Source organism: Lacrimispora sp., assembly GCF_046972725.1.
GTDB lineage: Bacteria > Bacillota > Clostridia > Lachnospirales > Lachnospiraceae > Lacrimispora.
The window spans coordinates 168,068-187,269 of the sequence record NZ_JBKVXF010000005.1 but is presented as its reverse complement, the minus strand read 5'-3'; the positions used below and the strand labels follow the sequence as shown (position 1 = coordinate 187,269).

18 protein-coding genes and 1 tRNA gene are annotated in these 19,202 nt (G+C 42.5%); 16 read left to right on the top strand and 3 right to left on the bottom strand.

The genetic code is table 11. The annotated features are described in order from the left end of the window. Nucleotides 1-54: 54 nt before the first annotated feature. The 10 genes from ACLTWA_RS16525 to ACLTWA_RS16480 all read left to right on the top strand — a co-directional run bounded on the left by ACLTWA_RS16525 (nt 55) and on the right by ACLTWA_RS16480 (nt 9,157). Nucleotides 55-127 (top strand) — tRNA-Lys (locus ACLTWA_RS16525). 950 nt (nt 128-1,077) lie between these two features. Then, entirely contained in the window at nt 1,078-1,740 is a 663-nt protein-coding gene (locus ACLTWA_RS16520; protein WP_412329104.1) for a F0F1 ATP synthase subunit A, read from the top strand. 30 nt (nt 1,741-1,770) lie between these two features. Then, a complete protein-coding gene (gene atpE / locus ACLTWA_RS16515) occupies nt 1,771-1,989 on the top strand; it encodes an ATP synthase F0 subunit C (RefSeq protein ID WP_412328992.1) in 219 nt (72 codons plus the stop codon). A 54-nt stretch (nt 1,990-2,043) separates the two neighbouring features. Beyond that, complete coding sequence (atpF, locus tag ACLTWA_RS16510) at nt 2,044-2,544, top strand: F0F1 ATP synthase subunit B (RefSeq protein ID WP_412328991.1); 501 nt, start codon at nt 2,044-2,046, stop codon at nt 2,542-2,544. Next, the gene (gene atpH / locus ACLTWA_RS16505) at nt 2,525-3,028 is read left to right on the top strand and encodes an ATP synthase F1 subunit delta (protein WP_412328990.1); all 504 of its coding nucleotides are present in this window, start codon (nt 2,525-2,527) and stop codon (nt 3,026-3,028) included. The genes atpF and atpH overlap by 20 nt, the downstream gene beginning before the upstream one ends. Beyond that, entirely contained in the window at nt 3,025-4,542 is a 1,518-nt protein-coding gene (gene atpA, locus ACLTWA_RS16500) for a F0F1 ATP synthase subunit alpha (protein ID WP_412328989.1), read from the top strand. The genes atpH and atpA overlap by 4 nt, the downstream gene beginning before the upstream one ends. Nucleotides 4,543-4,545: 3 nt before the next feature. Beyond that, complete coding sequence (gene atpG, locus ACLTWA_RS16495) at nt 4,546-5,442, top strand: ATP synthase F1 subunit gamma (protein ID WP_412328988.1); 897 nt, start codon at nt 4,546-4,548, stop codon at nt 5,440-5,442. Between the two features lie 61 nt (nt 5,443-5,503). Beyond that, nucleotides 5,504-6,898 carry a F0F1 ATP synthase subunit beta gene (atpD, locus tag ACLTWA_RS16490; protein WP_412328987.1) on the top strand — a complete coding sequence of 465 codons (1,395 nt, stop codon included), beginning with the start codon at nt 5,504-5,506 and terminating at the stop codon, nt 6,896-6,898. A 16-nt stretch (nt 6,899-6,914) separates the two neighbouring features. Continuing rightward, nucleotides 6,915-7,340 carry an ATP synthase F1 subunit epsilon gene (atpC, locus tag ACLTWA_RS16485; protein ID WP_412328986.1) on the top strand — a complete coding sequence of 142 codons (426 nt, stop codon included), beginning with the start codon at nt 6,915-6,917 and terminating at the stop codon, nt 7,338-7,340. A gap of 101 nt (nt 7,341-7,441) precedes the next feature. Then, on the top strand, nt 7,442-9,157 hold the full coding sequence (locus tag ACLTWA_RS16480; protein WP_412328985.1) for a methyl-accepting chemotaxis protein: 1,716 nt from the start codon (nt 7,442-7,444) through the stop codon (nt 9,155-9,157). Here ACLTWA_RS16480 and ACLTWA_RS16475 read toward each other — a convergent pair. After that, entirely contained in the window at nt 9,154-9,960 is an 807-nt protein-coding gene (locus ACLTWA_RS16475) for a ZIP family metal transporter (protein WP_412328984.1), read from the bottom strand. The two genes, ACLTWA_RS16480 and ACLTWA_RS16475, sit on opposite strands and share 4 nt — an antisense overlap. Before the next feature lie 165 nt (nt 9,961-10,125). Between ACLTWA_RS16475 and ACLTWA_RS16470 the strand changes: the two genes are divergently transcribed. Then, entirely contained in the window at nt 10,126-11,661 is a 1,536-nt protein-coding gene (locus ACLTWA_RS16470; protein ID WP_412328983.1) for a peptidoglycan-binding protein, read from the top strand. A 66-nt stretch (nt 11,662-11,727) separates the two neighbouring features. On the opposite strand, the gene ACLTWA_RS16465 is transcribed toward ACLTWA_RS16470, so the two are convergent. Both ACLTWA_RS16465 and ACLTWA_RS16460 read right to left on the bottom strand, forming a co-directional pair. Further along, nucleotides 11,728-13,998, bottom strand: a complete 2,271-nt coding sequence (locus tag ACLTWA_RS16465; protein WP_412328982.1) for a sensor histidine kinase — start codon at nt 13,996-13,998, stop codon at nt 11,728-11,730. 8 nt (nt 13,999-14,006) lie between these two features. Then, nucleotides 14,007-14,702: a response regulator transcription factor gene (locus ACLTWA_RS16460; RefSeq protein WP_412328981.1), complete on the bottom strand. Its 696-nt coding sequence runs from the start codon at nt 14,700-14,702 to the stop codon at nt 14,007-14,009. 519 nt (nt 14,703-15,221) lie between these two features. Between ACLTWA_RS16460 and ACLTWA_RS16455 the strand changes: the two genes are divergently transcribed. The 5 genes from ACLTWA_RS16455 (at nt 15,222) to ACLTWA_RS16435 (ending at nt 18,987) form a co-directional block, all read left to right on the top strand. Continuing rightward, nucleotides 15,222-15,725: a nucleoside deaminase gene (locus tag ACLTWA_RS16455; protein ID WP_412328980.1), complete on the top strand. Its 504-nt coding sequence runs from the start codon at nt 15,222-15,224 to the stop codon at nt 15,723-15,725. A gap of 178 nt (nt 15,726-15,903) precedes the next feature. Continuing rightward, nucleotides 15,904-16,434 carry a GNAT family N-acetyltransferase gene (locus tag ACLTWA_RS16450; RefSeq protein ID WP_412328979.1) on the top strand — a complete coding sequence of 177 codons (531 nt, stop codon included), beginning with the start codon at nt 15,904-15,906 and terminating at the stop codon, nt 16,432-16,434. A gap of 463 nt (nt 16,435-16,897) precedes the next feature. After that, a complete protein-coding gene (locus tag ACLTWA_RS16445; protein WP_412328978.1) occupies nt 16,898-17,503 on the top strand; it encodes a DJ-1/PfpI family protein in 606 nt (201 codons plus the stop codon). 228 nt (nt 17,504-17,731) lie between these two features. After that, nucleotides 17,732-18,136, top strand: coding sequence for a GNAT family N-acetyltransferase (locus ACLTWA_RS16440; RefSeq protein WP_412328977.1), 405 nt, complete (start codon nt 17,732-17,734; stop codon nt 18,134-18,136). 692 nt (nt 18,137-18,828) lie between these two features. Next, complete coding sequence (locus ACLTWA_RS16435) at nt 18,829-18,987, top strand: hypothetical protein (protein WP_412328976.1); 159 nt, start codon at nt 18,829-18,831, stop codon at nt 18,985-18,987. The last annotated feature ends 215 nt before the right edge of the window (nt 18,988-19,202 follow it).

The following is a 19,202-nucleotide window of genomic DNA, read 5'->3' as shown; positions in this document are numbered from 1 at the left end:
TTATATAATTACACACGTGCCTCAGACAAGAGCACACAGAAAAACGAAAGACAAGCGCCTTTAGCTCAGTTGGTAGAGCAGTAGACTCTTAATCTATTTGTCCAGGGTTCGAGTCCCTGAAGGCGCAGTAAAAAAGTACTGTTTTTGACGACGGAGAGCGTTGGGGACGGTGCTTTTCCTTTGTGCGGATTTATAAATTATCATTGGAACCCGGAAGCGGAAGCTGTTAAAAGCTTTGGCTTCTTTTTTGTTCGGTTTCTGTTTCTACCTATTTAAAAGATTAATTGGAAGCATATTCTGGTTGAGATTAAGTCATACTTACTTTATGAGACAATAATTATGGTAAAAACGATTAAATGAAAGTTCTTTAAGTTTCATTTATAAAAATGCATTCTATGGAAGCATAGCTTAATAACCGCCTTAACGTTTGTTAATATGACCCGGCAAAACCATGCTCCGGATATCTGTTTTTTAAAATCATTAAGATATCGTGCTCCCATAATATGTTCTTTCTTAATATAGTTCCAGGTTATTTCATTTAATATGTTTCCATATAATAAGAAGTAAGTCATCTAAAACTTAAATTTTTTTTGCGGGAGCATTTGTGTAGAATCCCGGTATATTTCATGTTTCTTCTTATAGGGCTGTCTTATTTTTCATGTATTACCATTAAACTACATGGATATTAGTGAGTTATGACGGGGAATTTAAAAATTGCAAAAAAAACGTAGTTAAATTTCACAAATTATTACCGTAAAAACTGGAATAAAACCTAGAAAAATTAGCTGAATCAAAAATACTTTACATTATTGTTACATTTACGGTTAAAAAATGGATAATATTTTTTGAATTATAACAAAAAAATTGTTCCAAATGTTTAAACAATTGTCCACATTAATAAAATGTTATGAAATATGCAAAAAGTTGACAATTTTTGCAGATGAAAGTATGATACACCATATACTCATGCAATATTGTATCTTTAAAAATACAATTTTTAAATGGGTGAAAGAATAAAGAGAAAGACTGTCTCTAAGAGAGGAAGTGAGCATTACGGAGGATTTAGCAGAGAAGTTAATGGAAGAACTGAACTGCGAAACGGCATTTACGATTCCTTTATTCGGAGGAATTCCCATTGCGGAATCTGTTGTGGTAACCTGGTTTATCATGGCAGCTCTGACGCTGCTTTCCATCTGCCTGGTTAGAAATTTAAAGGTTGAGAATCCTGGAAAAAAGCAGCAGATACTGGAATTGGCCGTTGGTGGACTTTACGGTTTCTTTGAAGACCTTATCGGCGAAGAAGGAAAGCGTTACATCCCCTATTTGGTTTCTGTGGCAATTTATGTCGGTGTGGCCAATTTAATTGGTGTGCTGGGTGTGAAACCGCCTACCAAAGATTTAAATGCCACCGCAGCGCTTGCTATTATGAGCATTCTGCTGATTGAATATGCAAGCTTTCACAAGAAAGGTCTGAAGGGCTTTATAAAAAGCTTTGCGGAGCCGGTGGCCATTATCGCACCGATTAATATCCTGGAAATATTTATCAAGCCATTGTCGCTTTGTATGCGATTGTTTGGTAACGTTTTAGGAGCATTCGTAGTTATGGAGCTTATAAAGCTGGTTGCAGCGCCGATCGTACCAGTTCCGTTTTCCCTGTATTTTGATATATTTGACGGATTGATTCAGGCGTATGTATTCGTGTTCCTGACTGCACTTTTCATTAAAGAGTCAGTAGAGTAAAAACAGTTTAAATTAAAAGGAGAGATTATTATGTTGACAGCTATTGGAGCAGGAATTGCAGTATTAACAGGTATTGGTGCAGGTGTAGGTATTGGCTTGGCAACTGCTAAGTCCGTAGATGCTATCGCAAGACAGCCAGAAGCAGAAGGCAAGATCAGCAAGGCACTCTTATTAGGTTGCGCACTTGCAGAGGCAACTGCTATCTATGGTTTCGTTATTGCCCTTCTTATCATCTTATTCCTTAAATAATGCCTGAAAGCAGGGATTATTCGGAAAATTTAGAGAGAAAGGCAGGCGGTATAGATGCTTAGACTGGATATGAACCTTGTGTTTAATATGGTTAATCTTATTGTCCTGTATTTTTTGCTTCGGCATTTTCTGATTCAGCCGGTTATGGGTATTATGAATAAGCGGCAGGCAATGATTGAGGACAGCATATCAAATGCCAGGAACAGTGAGGGACAGGCAGCGGAGATCAAAAGGCAGTATGAAGAGAAGCTGGCTGCATCCTCAGAAGAGGGATTAAAGATTATCGAAGAAGCAAAGAACCAGGCAAAGGCCCAGTATGACCGGATTTTAAAAGATGCGGCGGAAGAGGCAGACCGGGTGATTGGAGAAGCTCAGAAGAAAACCGCGGCCGATCAGGAAAAGGCTCTGCGTGAAGCTAAGGCGCAGATTGCAGGCCTGGTAATTGCAGCAGCGGCCAAGGTAGTTAATCAGGAAGCGAGCGCTATGTCAAACCAGGCGCTTTACGATTCATTTTTAGCAGAAGCAGGTGATGCCCATGACGCAGGCAGCAATTAATTACGGACAGGTGCTTTTTGAAATGTCCGTTCCCAAAACGGCCATTGAAGAAGCAGCTCTGGTGCTAAAAGTAGTGCCGGAGCTTAAGCATGCTTTAAGCAGCCCTGTCATTCCAAAGAGCAGTAAGCACCGGGTGATCGATCGGGTATTTCCACAGGAGATGAAAACCTTTTTAAAGGTTTTGGTCGAAAGGCGGGATATAGACCTTGTCAATGATATATTTAAGGCATGGCGTTCCCGTGTGTCGGAAGAAGAAGGAATATTGGATGCTTCTTTATACTACGTGACAAAGCCTGATGAGGAACAGATTCGGGAGATCAAGGCGATGCTTTGCAGAAAGTACGATAAAAAGGATGTAAGACTCTGTCTGATCGAAGATGCCAGTTTGATCGGTGGATTTATTCTCCGCGTAGGTGATGTGGAAACTGACTGGAGCTTAAAGGGACGTCTGAGACAATTAGAACAAAAAATAATGCGGAGGTGAAAAACGTGGCTTCCATCAATTCAGATGAAATTATTTCGATATTGAGAAGTGAAATTGAAGATTTTGATACGCATGCCAGGGACCAGGAAGTGGGAACTGTCATCAGCGTAGGTGACGGCATTGCAACGGTCTATGGGATCGATCATGCAATGTACGGCGAAATCGTTGTATTTGATAATGGAATCAAGGGCATGGTCCAGGATATCAGAAGAGAAGATATCGGCTGCATCCTGTTTGGTTCCGACCGTGAAGTAAAAGAAGGCTCTAAGGTAACAAGAACCAAAAAGCGTGCTGGTATTCCGGTAGGCGACGGATTTGTTGGCAGAGTTGTCAATTCTCTTGGCGCACCGATCGATGGAAAGGGAGATATCGTTTCTGACGATTACCGTCCCATCGAGCATGAGGCACCTGGAATCGTTGACCGTAAGAGTGTATCCGTTCCCATGGAAACAGGAATTCTTGCCATTGACTCCATGTTTCCGATCGGACGCGGACAGAGAGAGCTGATCATCGGTGACCGTCAGACAGGTAAGACTTCCATCGCCATTGACGCCATCTTAAACCAGAAGGGAAAAGATGTGATCTGCGTTTATGTTGCGGTTGGACAGAAAGCGTCTACGGTTGCAAAGCTTGTAAATACTCTGACTCATTACGGTGCAATGGAATATACCATTGTGGTATCTTCCTCTGCAAGTGAGCCGGCACCTCTTCAGTATATCGCACCTTATTCAGGAACTGCTCTTGCAGAGTATTTCATGTATAAGGGAAAAGACGTACTGATCGTGTATGATGATTTATCCAAGCATGCAGTGGCTTACCGTTCTCTCTCCCTGCTTTTGGAGCGTTCTCCTGGACGTGAGGCATATCCTGGTGATGTATTCTATCTTCATTCCAGACTGCTTGAGCGTTCCAGCCGTTTGAAGGATGAGCTTGGAGGCGGTTCGATTACAGCCCTTCCAATCATTGAAACACAGGCGGGAGACGTAGCTGCATATATTCCTACCAACGTTATTTCTATTACTGACGGACAGATTTTCCTGGAGAGTGACCTCTTTTTCTCCGGTATGAGACCGGCCGTTAACGTTGGTCTTTCCGTATCCCGTGTTGGTGGTGCGGCACAGACCAAAGCGATGAAAAAGGCAGCGGGCAGCATTCGTATCGATCTGGCGCAGTGCCGGGAAATGGAAGTATTTACTCAGTTCAGTTCTGATCTTGATGCAGCAACCAAAGAGCAGATCCAATACGGAAGAGGGCTGACGGAGCTGTTAAAACAGCCGTTATGCCATCCATTGAGCCTTCATGCCCAGGTTATCAGTCTGGTCGTTGCCAATAACCGTCTGCTGCTGGATATCGAAGTTTCAAAAATTAAGGATTTCCAGAGAGAACTTCTTGAATTCTTTGACAGTGCCCATCCGGAGATCGGCAAAGAAATCGAAGAGACCAAAGCACTGTCGGACGAACTGAAACAGAAGATTCTTGATATAGCGGCTGATTATATACAGAAACGGGTGTAGAATATGGCAAATGCGAGAGAGATACAAAGCAGAATGAACAGCATTAAAAGCACCATGAAGATTACCAATGCGATGTATACCATTTCCTCGTCAAAGCTTAAAAGGGCAAGGAAAGCCCTGACTGATACGGAGCCTTATTTTTATACGCTGCAGAGCACCATCGCCAGGATCATCAGACATACCCCTGATATTGATAATCCGTATCTGGATACCCGGCCGGAGATTAAGAAAGAAGACCGTAAGATCGGTTATATCGTGGTGACTGCTGATAAGGGACTTGCAGGTGCTTACAATCATAATGTATTTAAGCTGGCCCAGGAGCAGATTGACAAGGGTGGTAATCCCATGCTGTTCGTAGTAGGAGATTTGGGACGGCAGTATTTCCAGAAAAAAGGAATTCCTGTGGAACAGGACTTCCGCTATACAGTTCAGAAGCCCAATATGAGCCGGGCCAGAATCATACAAGAAAAGATCGTGGATTATTTCCTGTCTGGAAAACTTGATGAGGTGTATATGATTTACACCAGAATGGCCAATGCTATGAAGATGGAAGCAGAAGTAAATCAGCTTCTTCCCATTCCGAAGAAACAGATTTCTCTGAATGTGCCGGTGAATGTACATTTGGAGGAGATCACCATGAGCCCTTCCCCGGAAGCCGTAATTGATGCCATCGTGCCCAATTATATTGCAGGATTCATCTACGGCGGACTGGTGGAATCTTATTCCAGCGAGCAGAATTCCAGAATGATGGCAATGCAGGCTGCGACAAACAGTGCTCAGGATATGCTTGACGAACTGGCGATCACTTACAACCGTGTCCGCCAGGCAGCGATCACTCAGGAAATCACTGAGGTAATCAGCGGGGCAAAAGCCCAGAAGAAAAAAAGGAAAAAAGCATAGCTTCATCGTGTTTTCAACGAATTGAGAGAGGAGGAGTCCTCACGACTGTGAGTAACAGAATATGAATAAAGGTAAGATCGTTCAGGTCCTGGGACCTGTAGTAGATGTTGAGTTTTTAGAGGGCAGTGAGCTTCCTGCAATTAAAGATGCCCTTGAGGTGAATAATGAAGGAAAGCGCTGCGTAATGGAAGTTGCCCAGCATATGGGCAATGGTACCGTCCGTTGTATCATGCTGGCATCCAGCGAAGGACTGAGCAGAGGAATGGAAGTAACTGCAACCGGTGAAGGTATTAAGGTTCCGGTTGGTGAACAGACTCTGGGACGTCTTTTTAATGTACTTGGTGAGACCATTGATAACGGTGAGACTTTATCCGGTGGTCCGGAGTGGGTCATCCACAGAGATCCGCCTGCATTTGAGGATCAGAGTCCGGTAGCTGAGATCCTGGAGACAGGAATTAAGGTAATTGATCTTTTGGCTCCATATGCAAAAGGCGGAAAAGTAGGTCTGTTCGGAGGTGCCGGTGTTGGTAAGACGGTTCTTATACAGGAACTGATCCATAACATCGCAACCGAGCACGGCGGATATTCCATCTTTACCGGTGTTGGAGAACGTTCCCGTGAGGGTAATGACCTTTGGACTGAAATGGGAGAATCCGGTGTTATTGCTAAGACCGCACTGGTATTCGGTCAGATGAATGAGCCGCCGGGCGCACGTATGCGTGTGGCAGAAACAGGACTCACCATGGCGGAGTATTTCCGTGATGAAGAGCATAAGAACGTGCTTTTGTTCATCGATAATATTTTCCGTTTCACACAGGCCGGATCTGAGGTTTCCGCTCTTCTTGGCCGTATGCCTTCTGCGGTTGGTTATCAGCCAACCCTTGCTACGGAGATGGGCGAGCTTCAGGAGCGGATCACTTCTACAAGAAATGGTTCCGTTACTTCTGTACAGGCTGTATATGTGCCGGCCGATGACTTGACGGACCCGGCTCCTGCAACAACGTTTGCACATCTGGATGCGACTACTGTTTTATCCAGAAAGATCGTTGAACAGGGTATTTATCCGGCAGTTGATCCCCTGGAATCAAATTCCCGTATCCTGGAACCGGACGTAGTAGGCGAAGAGCACTATGAGGTTGCACGTAAGGTACAGGAACTTCTTCAGAAATACAGGGAGCTTCAGGATATCATAGCAATTCTCGGTATGGAAGAGTTAGGTGATGACGATAAGACTACGGTATACCGGGCAAGAAAGATTCAGAAATTCTTATCCCAGCCATTCTCTGTTGCAGAGAACTTTACCGGTGTTTCCGGTAAGTACGTTCCTCTTAAGGAAACGGTCCGCGGATTCAAGGCTATCGTAGACGGCGAGATGGACCAGTATCCGGAGGCTGCGTTCTTTAATGTGGGAACCATTGATGAGGTCATTGAAAAGGCCAGGAAATTAGAGGCTTAACTTGGAGGTGCTGCCTGTGAGTACGAATACATTTTTCCTTCAGGTTCTTGCCAGCAATAAGGTGTTTTATAGAGGTTCCTGCCAGGAGCTTATTATTCCTCTGGCGGATGGTGAAAAGGCAGTTCTTCCCCATCATGAAAATATGGTTATTGCCATTTCAATCGGGGAAATGCGTCTGCTTGACGGAAACGGTCAATGGATCAGCGGTTTGGTGGGGAATGGGTTTGCCCAGATCATCAACAACCGTGTTACAGTCATTGTAGATACTGCGGAACATCCGGAGGAGATTGATGAACGCCGTGCCGAAGAAGCCAGGGAAAGAGCTGAGGAACAGCTGAGGCAGAGCAAGAGCCTTCAGGAGCATTCTCATTTTGAAGCATCTTTAGCCAGATCACTGGCGCGATTGCGTACAAAGCAAAAAATGGGATCTGATAGGAAATAGATAAAAGATAAAAGATATCTTGCAGGAAACTGCTTTAGGGTATCTTTTTTCTTTTGTTTGGATTAACCTCTTTGAAAGAGGAAACAAATGGAGGCAGAGTTGTGTATAAAAATCAAAAGATTAAAACAAAAGTGGTGGTTGTATTTGGTACCATTATTTTACTTGGTGCTTTGGCAATTATGGGATTGATTGTGGGAATGATGGGGATATCCGGCAATTTTCAGAAATTATATCAGGGGCCTTACGCTGCAACGGATAATATGTGGGTGATCCGGCGCAACCTTCTGGACAGCCAGATGGTACTGTACCGGCTGGCAAGTGAAAAGAAAACGGATATTGCAAGTGCCGGCAGTGAGGCGAAGTCTCTGATTGATAAGGACTCTGCAGATATGCAGGCCGCCATATCCGTTCTTGAATCTCTTTTAAAAACAGAGGCTGAGAAACAGATACTGGCTGAGATCAAAAGCGGACTGCAGGAGTCTGACCAGATTCATGCAGCAGTACTGGAACTGGCATCTCAGGGCAAGTTGGACGAAGCCAGAACCATGATAAGGAATGTCAATGAACCAAAGTATGAGGAAATACGAGAAAAGGTCATGGAGCTGGCTCAGTCCGTATCCGGTGACGCAAAAGACTTTGTAACTGAGGCCGATGGAGCCAGCCGCATTGCCCTGGGAATGGGAATCGGAGCCTTGATCATAGGTGTTGCCATTTGTGCAGTAATAGCCATGCGGTTTTCAAGATCCATTGTCAGACCTCTGGAAGAGCTTGACCGGGCGGCAAAGGAAATGTCTAAGGGGAATTTAAAGGGAGCCAGGCTAATTACCTATCAGTCAAAGGATGAAATCGGATTTCTGGCAGACAGTATAAGAAGTACCATGGAAATTCTGGATTCTTATGTTTCAGAGATTTCTTCCATTCTTCTTCGTTTATCAAAAGGGGATTTAACGGTTCCCAGAGATCAGATCACGGATTTCATGGGAGATTTTTCTGAAATCAAAAGCTCCTTTGTTACCATATTAAAAAGCTTTAATAATACTCTGGGAGATATTCATGAGTCCAGTGTCCAGGTCGATATCAGTTCTGACCAGGTATCCGATGCGGCACAGATGTTGTCCCAGGGGTCCACAGAGCAGGCGATGGCCCTTGAAGAGCTGACCGATGCAATTACAGAAATTTCTTCCCAGATCCGGGAAAATGCAGAGAATGCCCAAAGTGCCAACACTCTGACGGCTAAGGTGCAGATGGAAGTGGAGGAAAGCAATCTTCATATGGTCACCATGAACTCTGCCATGAATGAAATCAATGAATCATCTCAGGAAATCGGAAAGATCATTAAGACCATTGAAGATATTGCGTTCCAGACCAACATTCTGGCGCTGAATGCCGCAGTAGAGGCGGCAAGGGCAGGGGAAGCCGGAAAAGGCTTTGCGGTTGTTGCTGATGAGGTGCGTAACCTTGCAAGCAAGAGTGCAGAGGCCAGCAAAGATACGGCTGTTTTAATCGAAAATTCCGTGAAGGCAGTTGAAAACGGTATGGCTATTGCAGCCCAGACTTCCCATTCTCTTGGTGTGGTAAAGGATACCACCATTCAGGTGGTGGATACCGTAAACCGGATTGCAGGTGCTTCTGAGAAGCAGGCAGAATCCGTAGAAAACGTATCGGTACGGGTGAGTCAGATCTCCCAGGTGGTTCAGACCAATTCTGCAACCGCGGAAGAGAGCGCAGCAGCCAGTGAGGAGCTGTCCAGCCAGGCTGCTTATCTGGAACAGCTCGTGGAGCGGTTCCATTTGTTTAAAGATAATCAGAATCATTAACCCAATGCCACATCTAAGATCATCATGATCAGGAATCCGCCCATGACGCCAAGCGTGCCTGCATTGGAATGCTCCCCTAAATGTGCTTCAGGAATCAGTTCTTCCACCACTACATACATCATGGCTCCAGCGGCAAAGGACAAAAGCCAGGGCATGAGGGGAGCAATGCTTCCTGCAATCAATACCGTCAGGATTCCAAAGACAGGTTCCACGATCCCGGACATGCTGCCCCGGATAAATGCTTTTCCTGTAGTCAGTCCTTCCTGCCGGAGCGGAAGGGAAATGGCTGCGCCCTCGGGAAAGTTTTGAATGCCGATACCAATGGCAAGTGCCATGGCAGAGGTGTAAAGCGCCGGATCATTGCCGTGCTGGGCAGCCAATGCAAACGCCAGGCCCACTGCCATACCTTCCGGAATATTATGGAGTGTGACCGCCATCACAAGGAGCGTGGTCCGCTTCCAGGTGGAAGAGATCCCTTCTGCTTCGTTGCTTTTTGGATTGCTCATATCCGGATGGAGATGAGGGAGAAGGGAGTCAAGAACGATAAGGAACAAAACGCCCAGTAAAAAGCCGCCCGCAGCAGGTATCCAGCCGATGCCTCCGGCAGCTTCTGCTTCTTGAATGGCCGGTATCAAAAGCGACCAGACGGAAGCTGCAATCATGACGCCTGCGGCAAAGCCCAGAAAAATTCTCTGTACCGCCTGATTTACCTCCTTCCGGAAGAAAAATACCACAGAAGCCCCCAGTGTCGTCATGAGAAATGTAAAGCCGGTACCTCCGGCAGCCCATAAAACAGGTGTCATATAAATCCCTCCTTTAATGAAACTATTCTTTTCAAAGAGTAGTTTTTCTTTTGATTTAAATATATCATAAGCGGCCTTTTGGTGCAATGAGATAAATTCCCTTTCCCTTTCTGACAAATTTATGCTAAAATAGACCTGATTTTACATAGGAAAGGAATCTGATTTATGAACATAAAAATACAATGGAAAAGACGTTCTGTCCGTTCCCTCTTTATAGCAGCAGCGGCAGCAGCATTTCTGTCCGGATGTACCAATGTAGAAGGGGCGGCAGAAAAAGGGACTGCTACAACTTCTGAGGCCAGCCCTTCTCTTGCAAAAAAGGAATTTCAGCCAGTCAGCCTGCTTTCTCCGGGAGGAGATCTGCTGCCGCGGCTGAAAGACGTACCGGAACAGAAAGAGAATCCGATCCCGGAGTACTTAAGAAACGGCGTGGAGCATCCGGTTGTGGCAAGTCTGCAGCAGCGGTTGATGGAATTGGGATTTATGGATAATGATGAGCCGACGCAGTATTTCGGGAACGTGACGGAAATGGCTGTGAAGACCTATCAGCGTCAGAATGAACTGGCACAGGACGGAATTGTGGGTGCCCAGACGCTGGAATCCATTATGTCTCCTTCTGCCAAATACTATGCGGTATCTAAGGGGGTGGCTGGAGACGATATTTTACGGATACAGACCCGTCTTTATGAACTTGGATACCTTGCGGATGCAGGACAGGTTTCCGGAAGCTTTGGCGATGAGACGGAATCAGCGGTTAAGAAACTGCAGGAGGTGAATGGCCTTAATATTGACGGAAAAGTAGGACGGCAGACCATTAACCTGCTTTACAGCGAAGAGATCAGGCCAAACCTTTTATCCTATGGAGAAAAGAGTGATGTTGTTTTAGTCAGCCAGCAGCGGTTGAAAGCGCTGGGATACTTAATGTCGGAACCGGATGGGGCATACGGCAGCGATACGGTAACTGCCGTCAAGCAGTTCCAGGCCCGCAATGACCTTGTAGTCGACGGATATTTAGGGCCTTCCACCAGATTGGCCTTAACAAGCTCCGAGGCTCAGCCAAACGGAATGACCATGGGAGAGCAGGGCGACTCCGTAATAAAGGTCCAGCAGCTGTTAAATAAGTACGGCTATCTGGCTTCCGCCAATGTTACCGGTTATTATGGAGAAGTAACGCAAAGTGCTGTAAAAGCATTTCAAAGCAATAACGGTCTGTCCGCGGATGGTCTGGTAGGTCAAAATACTCTTAATAAGCTTATGGGAAGCGGAATAAAGAGCGCTGGCTCATCAGGAAGCGGCGGAAAAGGAAGCAGCTCAAAAGGGGGAACGGTAAAAGGCGGCTCCGGTGTAAGCGGACTTTTGTCGGTTGCAAGATCAAAGCTTGGGCGTCCTTATGTATGGGGGGCCAAAGGCCCTAGTTCCTTTGACTGCTCCGGATTTATCTACTGGTCCCTCAATCAGGCAGGGGTAAGGCAGAGCTATCTGACTTCTTCCGGTTGGAGAAGTGTTGGCAAATATACGAAGATCAGCAGCTTTGGAAGCCTGCAGGCAGGTGATATCATTGTGGTAAGCGGACATGTGGGAATCGTTGCCGGAGGCGGAAAGGTCATTGATGCATCTTCCAGTAACGGTAAGGTCGTGGAGCGTACCTTAAGTAACTGGTGGAGAAATAACTTTATCTGCGGATGGAGAATCTTTGGTTAAGAATCAGTGAAGCAAAAAGTGGAAGAGGGAGTGCAGGCCGCGTTTGGGACCTGCACTCCCTCTTGTTTATCTCTTAATGGGGAAAGCCACACTGGCTTTGAATAAATCCCCGTCAATATATAACATGAATTGTCCGCCCTGAAGCTCCGTCAGGCTTTTGGCAATGGAAATCCCAAGGCCGCTTCCTTCTGTGGTTCTGGCTACGTCACCCCGGACAAAACGTTCTGTCAGTTCGTCGGCCCGTATATTTAACGGGTTTTCTGAAATATTCTTCATGGTAAAAATGACCATGTCTTCCTTTTCAATAATATCCACATACACCCGGCTGTGTTCCATGGCATACTTAAATGCGTTATTATACAGATTCTCAAGGACTCTCCATAAGTATCTGCCGTCTGCTTCGATGAAGTAGGATTCATCCGGTAAATCAGAGACAAGCTCCAGATGGCGGAGGGAAAATTTCTCTTCAAACTCTCCGTTGGTCTGGTGGATCAGCTCTACAAAATCAATGCTGGCGATGTCTAGCTTTAAATTCCCGGAACTTGCCTTGGAAGCCTCTACCAGATCTTCGGTCAGGGTCTTTAAGCGTTGGGATTTCTGTTCCAGAACCTCCAGATAGCCTAATATCTTAGGGTCCTTGATTCCCTCTCTTTTAATGAGATCCACATAGTTAATAATGGAAGTAAGCGGCGTCTTGATATCGTGGGAGACGTTTGTGATCAAATCGGTTTTTAAACGCTCGCTTCGTACCTTTTCCTGGAGGGCGAACTCCAGACCGGTGCTGATGTGATTGATATTTTCCGCCAGTTCCCGCTCTTTTCCGTAAAAGGCCTGGGTGTCGATCTTATAGGATGTATTTCCTTCGGAAATATGCAAAAGAGCCTGATTGATCTGGTCCGTCTCCCATGCATTGTGGTACATCTTGTGAAAGACCCAGAGATCAGAACAAAGGAATAAGATCACGATTGCGCCCATTAGAATGCGGGAGGCCAGATCGTTGTAAGTAAAAAGCAGAACGCAAAAGGCCAGTATCATGAAGGTGTTAAAAACCAGAAACAGAACATAGGAACATGCGATTCTGGTCGTGAACCGGTGATTTTTAAAATACAGGGCGAAGTGATTCCGCCAGCGGCATAAGAGGCTTTCCTTCCAAAGAGTACCTGCCTTATAGCGTTTTAACATGCTCAAAGCGAACATTAGGCCTGCCCCGTAGTATATCAGCACTCTTAAAACCAGTTCCCCGTAAAACCATTGTTCATAGGCGAGAAACAGGTGAATGATCTTGTTAAACAGCTTTTCTGCCAGAAACAGGGCAAACAAAGTGGCACCGGCAAAAACAAGAAAGCAGCTTTCCGCAGGAATCCGGTCGAACCGCTCCAGTCTGGGGGCATTGGATTCTTTTTCCCGGTATCCGGTCAGGGAAACCAGAGCGTAGAGGGTAGCTGCGCTGCCCAGAATGCCTGCTACAAGGCTTACGATCCCGAAGATATATAACAGCCGCATACGGTCATAGGAAGCGTCTGCCCTGGCGTAAGCGTCGTCGTATGGGTAGGAAGTATCTACGGCGATGGTCATATGATAATTGCCGTTGTTATAGGGATTCATCTTTTCCAGCTGGGCTGATACGTTCTTTGGAACGGTGGCTAAATTAGAATCCGCGTACAAGGATTCTCCTGTCACGTAAAGGTATTTCCCCATGGCTTTAAAGTCGCTTAAGTCTTTTCCCGTGACATTTCGGTATAGCTTATAATCATCTTTTGTGTTCTGGTAAAGAATTTCAAATTTTAAGTTGCTGGGATTTTGGATAAAGCGGTAGTAAAAGGAGTAATAGTTACCCAGATGGGTAAGGACCTCATAGGAAAGCTGGTCCATGGTAAGAAAGCTCTCTCCCGGCTCGGTCGCTTCAAAATCAGGCTCATAAGCCCGGTAATCCACCCGAACGTCCGGATTGTCCCCGTTGGCTGCAGATGGGTGGCCTCCGCTGACTTTAAACTGTTCATTCAGATAATAGCCCTGGGATTTGGCCCTGCGGATCATCTCATCTACCGTAAATTCCTTTGTCTTACCGGGACCGTCAGTGATCCGGACAATAGGCTTTGAATAGTCGATCCGGCCGTCGGTTTCAAACACTTCTTTGTATTTTACATAGTTGAAAATCTCATCAATATCGGATTTAAGCTGGCGGGTGAATTCAGGGGTGTCCTCATAAGTTTCATGAGTGATCCAGTCGATCCCCTCCCCGTAGTGGATGTTGTTATACATGATGGTAACGCCAACCACCACAAGAAAGGAGAAGAAGATATGCATAAGGACCGCAGATTCTTTTCTTTTCTTCATAATCACTCCTACTGCTTCTCGATCTTATAGCCTACGCCCCATACAACCTTTAAATACCGGGGTTCTCTGGGGTTGATCTCTATTTTCTCCCTGATGTGGCGGATGTGTACGGCTACGGTATTGTCTGCGCCGATGGCTTCTTCATTCCATATCTGCTCGTAGATCTCATCGATGGAGAATACTTTTCCTGCATTCTTCACCAGAAGGAGAAGAATGTTATATTCAATGGGGGTCAGCTTGATCAGCTCATCATCAATGGTCACTTCCTTATTATCATCATTGATTGCGAGTCCGCCGCATTTGTAAATGGCTCCTGCAGGCTGCTGGTTCATATTGCCAAGCTGGGTATAGCGGCGAAGCTGGGATTTGACTCTTGCAACCAGCTCCAGGGGATTGAAGGGCTTTGTAATATAATCATCGGCACCGATGTTAAGGCCCAGGATCTTATCCGTGTCCTCTGATTTTGCAGAAAGGATAATGATGGGAATGCTGCTGGTCTCCCGGACCTTTAAGGTAGTACGTATTCCGTCCAGCCCAGGCATCATTACATCAAGAATCATTAAGTCAATTTCATTTTCATCCATGAGTTCCAGGGCTTCAAAGCCGTCATAAGCCTTTATAATATGAAATCCTTCTCCTGTTAAATATATATCAATAGCTTCTACAATTTGTTTGTCATCATCACATACCAAGATATTCTGCATAAGAAAACCTCCTTTTCAATCATTATACAACGAAGACGGTGAAAAAGCACTTTACTTTTTTATGAAGCTGGGAAACCTTTTATCTATGGGCGTTTGAATGCTTCTATAGTGTTGGTTGACTGTATTTTGACTGCGTTGCAATATGTTTCCAGTTTATCCATTTTTATATCAGCATATCCAGAATGGGGGTGAGCATTTAAGGCCGCTTTTCTAACAGTTTTGGATAAATCACTGGTACCAATGGGCCATAAGTGGGAGGAGTTCCAAATGGGACAAGATGTCAGATACCGTATAAAATGGGAGGAGCCGGCAAGAGGGGAATCCTGCCGGCTGAGTATGAAAAAGTTTATATGAAAAGGTTGTTCACCTTTTTGTAATTATTAATATACAGGGGAATTGTGACGGGAATTTGATGGATCTGTGAAGAGTTTGTGAAAGAAAGTATTGTATGGAGAACTTTAGATTGATAGTTGGTAAGAAATCCTTTAAAATTATATAAAAAGCATTGTGAGGAAAAGGATGACTATTGAAGAAAAAATGAAATTGGCAATCCGGGTAGGTGAACTAGCCCTAAATAATGGGGAACTGCCTGTTGGAGCGGTGATTTTTAAAGGGAATGAAATTATAGGTAAAGCCTATTCTTCAGGAGAAAATAGTAAAATTTATCTTAGACATGCAGAGATGAAAGTCCTATGGGAGGTAGATGAAAAAGGTTACCCGGTAAAGGAAAGAAAAAAAATGCAACTTTTTGCAACATTGGAGCCATGTATGATGTGTTTAGGTGCAGCAATGGGATTCTTTATAGGAGAAGTATATTATTCAGTAGAATCACCTGTTGATGGAGCTATATCATTATTAAATGACAGATGGAGAACGAGCAATGAAGTATTGAAATCATATACGTTTCCAAAATGTTATGGTGGTATTTTACGTGAAGAAGGCAAAACTCTACTTAGGAAATATGTTGTAGCTAAAAAGGATGGGGCATTGGTTGACTTTTGTAATACGTTAGTAAATTTATAAATGTTATATGACGGTAATGTGAGAGACTTTATGACAGTAGGCAGTTATTCCAAAACAAACTGAATTTAAGGGATAATAAAGATTTAACGTATGAAAGAACAATAAAAGCTTGATAATTGATAATTAGTGAAGTTTATTGTATTATAAAGTCAAGAAAATAAAGGGGGGATTAACAATTATGGAAGGCAATACAATTATAGCAGAAACGGACAGATTGATTTTAAGAAGGTATAAAGAAGATGATTTACAGGATTTATTTGAATATTTGTCCAATCCTAAAGTTGTAGAATTTGAGCCATATAAATCTAAGACTATAAATGAAGTAAGAGATAACTTGAAATGGAGAATTTCTTCTGATGAAATGATAGCTGTAGAGTTGAGGGATATTAACAAGATGATTGGTAATGTATATTTAGGAAAAAGTGATTTTGAATCATTGGAAATAGGATTTGTATTTAACGAATACTATTGGAAAAAGGGATATGCAAAAGAAAGTTGTGAAAAACTTATTGAAATGGCATTTCAGAATGGAATTCATAGAATTTTCGCTAACTGTGATCCGGACAATCAAAATTCATGGAGTTTATTGGAGAGAATGGGTTTTACTCAAGAAGGATATTTAAAGAAAAATGTGTATTTCTGGAGGGATGACAATAATCAACCAATTTGGAAAGATACATTTATCTATTCAAAGCTAAATGCAAAGTAGTAACTTTATTTCGGTTTAAAAATAGTAATCACCAACTACTAACTATCAGTATTAAGTTAGTAGTTTTTTATTGTAGCAAATCAGGTAAGCAAAGATTTTGAGAAGGTAAAAATATTGAAAAGAATAAAGGTAGAATGTTTAATGGATTCAATATATAAAGAGAAACATATTTTATGCAAAAGCCGTGGAAAGGAAATACTATACGGACATTCTCTGCAGGGAAAGCGAAAGATATTTTGCGAAAGGCTATAAGGGGGATGAATTCCTGGCAGGAGAATTGCTTTTTAATTATTCTTTGAAAATAGGTAAGAAATTTAAGTTATTTTACGAATTAGAATTTAACGGAGTAGAGCACATTGAAAATTTAATATTGATAGTTAGTAAGATGTGTAGTAGTCTATTCATGAAGATTATTTAAATAATGGAACCCATTCCAGATACGCATGAGATTGGAGGAATAGATATGAAAAAGCATTGGAACGTTGGTATACTTCTTTTTAACGACGTTGAATTGCTGGATTTTGCTGGCCCATTTGAAGTTTTTTCCAGTGCTTCATATCCAAATTGTCAACAGAAGCCTTTTACAGTAAAGACTGTCGCCCAAACAACAGATTTAATCACCGCCCGAAATGGTCTAAAGGTTCAACCAGATTTTGATTTTAATAATAGTCCTCATTTTGATATATTAATTGTACCCGGCGGGTATGGAGCAGAAGAAATAGAAATTCAAAATGAAATTCTTAAAAAATGGATTAAGATCAGAGCAAGGGAATGCGATATTATTGCGTCTGTGTGTACAGGCTCATTTTTATTGGCTGAGGCTGGGTTATTAGATGGGAAAAGAGCAACTACACACTGGCTGGATATAGATAGACTGGAAAGTGAGCATAAGGAGATAAAGGTTCAACGAGGAGTCAAATATGTTGATGAAAACGATATAATCACATCTGGTGGTATTTCAGCCGGAATCGATATGTCTTTTTATCTTCTTAATAGACTTGTTGGAAAAGATATTGCCATTAAGACAGCTAAAAGAATGGAGTATGATATAGACCTCCATAATATTTAATGTATTGAATTTCTTATTATGAGCATAATGTGAAGCCAATAAAATTGAATATGTAAAGAAAACTACTAACTATCAGTATTAAGCTGGTAGTTTTTTATTGCGGTAAATCTACAAAACTCATATTTAACGTATTAGAACACAATGAGGACATAATATTGACAGTTAGTTGAAACTTATATCCTATAATTAAAATAGGCGTATATATTATTTATATTTTGGGGAGGGTATATGGATATTAAAAAAGTACACCATAGTGAATTAGGGTTAGTTGCCGAAATGACCAGCCAATTATTTGAAGATGAACCAAGTGATAAGGTACTATCTATTGAACAATTTGAGGACAGATTAAGTAAATATATAGATTCAGGCTGCCATGGGTTTTTATTTGTTGAAGAGAGTGTGGTCGGTTATGCTCTGGTTAATAAAGAGAAAAATCCTTATTACCTCATTGATTTTTTTATTTGCAGATCATATCGGCGTGGAGGAAATGGAACCGTCGCTTTCAATTTGCTTTTGAAAGAATTAAATACCGAATGTATCGATTTGGACGTTTTTTGCTGGAATGATAGAGGGCGAAAATTTTGGGGAAGTCTTGGTTTTAAAGAAAGGGCAATCATTATGAGAAAGCAATAAGAAACGACTTGAAGATGCATTAATTGCATCAAAAACTTATTAAGTAAGCATGGACTACTAACTAGCAGAATATAGTTAGTAGTTTTTTGTTGTTATAAATTAATTGGAATTTGGATTATGGAAGAAAAGTATCTGAATTATCCATGAACAATTCAGATAAAAAATATAAAACCAGTTAAAAGAATATGTGAACTAATATATTTTCTAGAGTGTCGGAGAGGGGAAAAGTAGTGGATTTGCGCAGGAGTGTGTATTACACCATTGAATGCAATAAATGTAAGTCGCCCGTAGAGAATCACTCTGGAGAGCTAACCCAGCGAAATAAAGAGAATATAAAAAGCAGTGCGAAAAGTTTCGGATTTGTCCGAAATTTGTAAAGCAATAAAGAAAAATGCCCCCAAGATTTATATGAGGGCATTTTTCTTATTAAGGTTTTAGCAGTCAACAATACTTCATTAACAACCTATTGTTATTTCCACATTGTCATCCATGCTTTTATACCTTTGGCTTTAATGTGTTTCTTGAACACAGTATTATTATAGACATAATTTATGAAAATATAATGGTAATAACAGTAAATTAAAAAAGAGGTAAGCTAAGAAAGTTGTTGTAGGAGTACATATATTTTTAGGATTAGCTTTTTATTAAAATAACAGTATGATTTTAAAAAATAATATACGGAGGCAGAGACGATGCGCAGCGTGAAGAATATCCTGGTTCCTTTCAAAAAAATGGATAATTTAGAGGTTTTAAAGTCCAAGAATAACATTGCCAGCTTAAGGGAAAGCTGGACATGGGAAGTAGGGGGATATCAATCGTATGAGGCCCCTGAATACCAGTCAGGGCTGTAGGATTATCTTTCTTGGTTTTTAAGGCATGTTATCTATTTATTCTTTAATAACTTAAAATATAAAATAAAGAGTCTTTTATTTAGGTTGTAATGTATTAATAATGTAATTTGAGGAGTATATTTTGTTGGTTTGTCTTTGCAACATTTCTGGAAGTTTTATTCGCTTTAAGATTATAATTGGAAACTTAATATTGATAGTTAGTAGCTTTTCCAGTA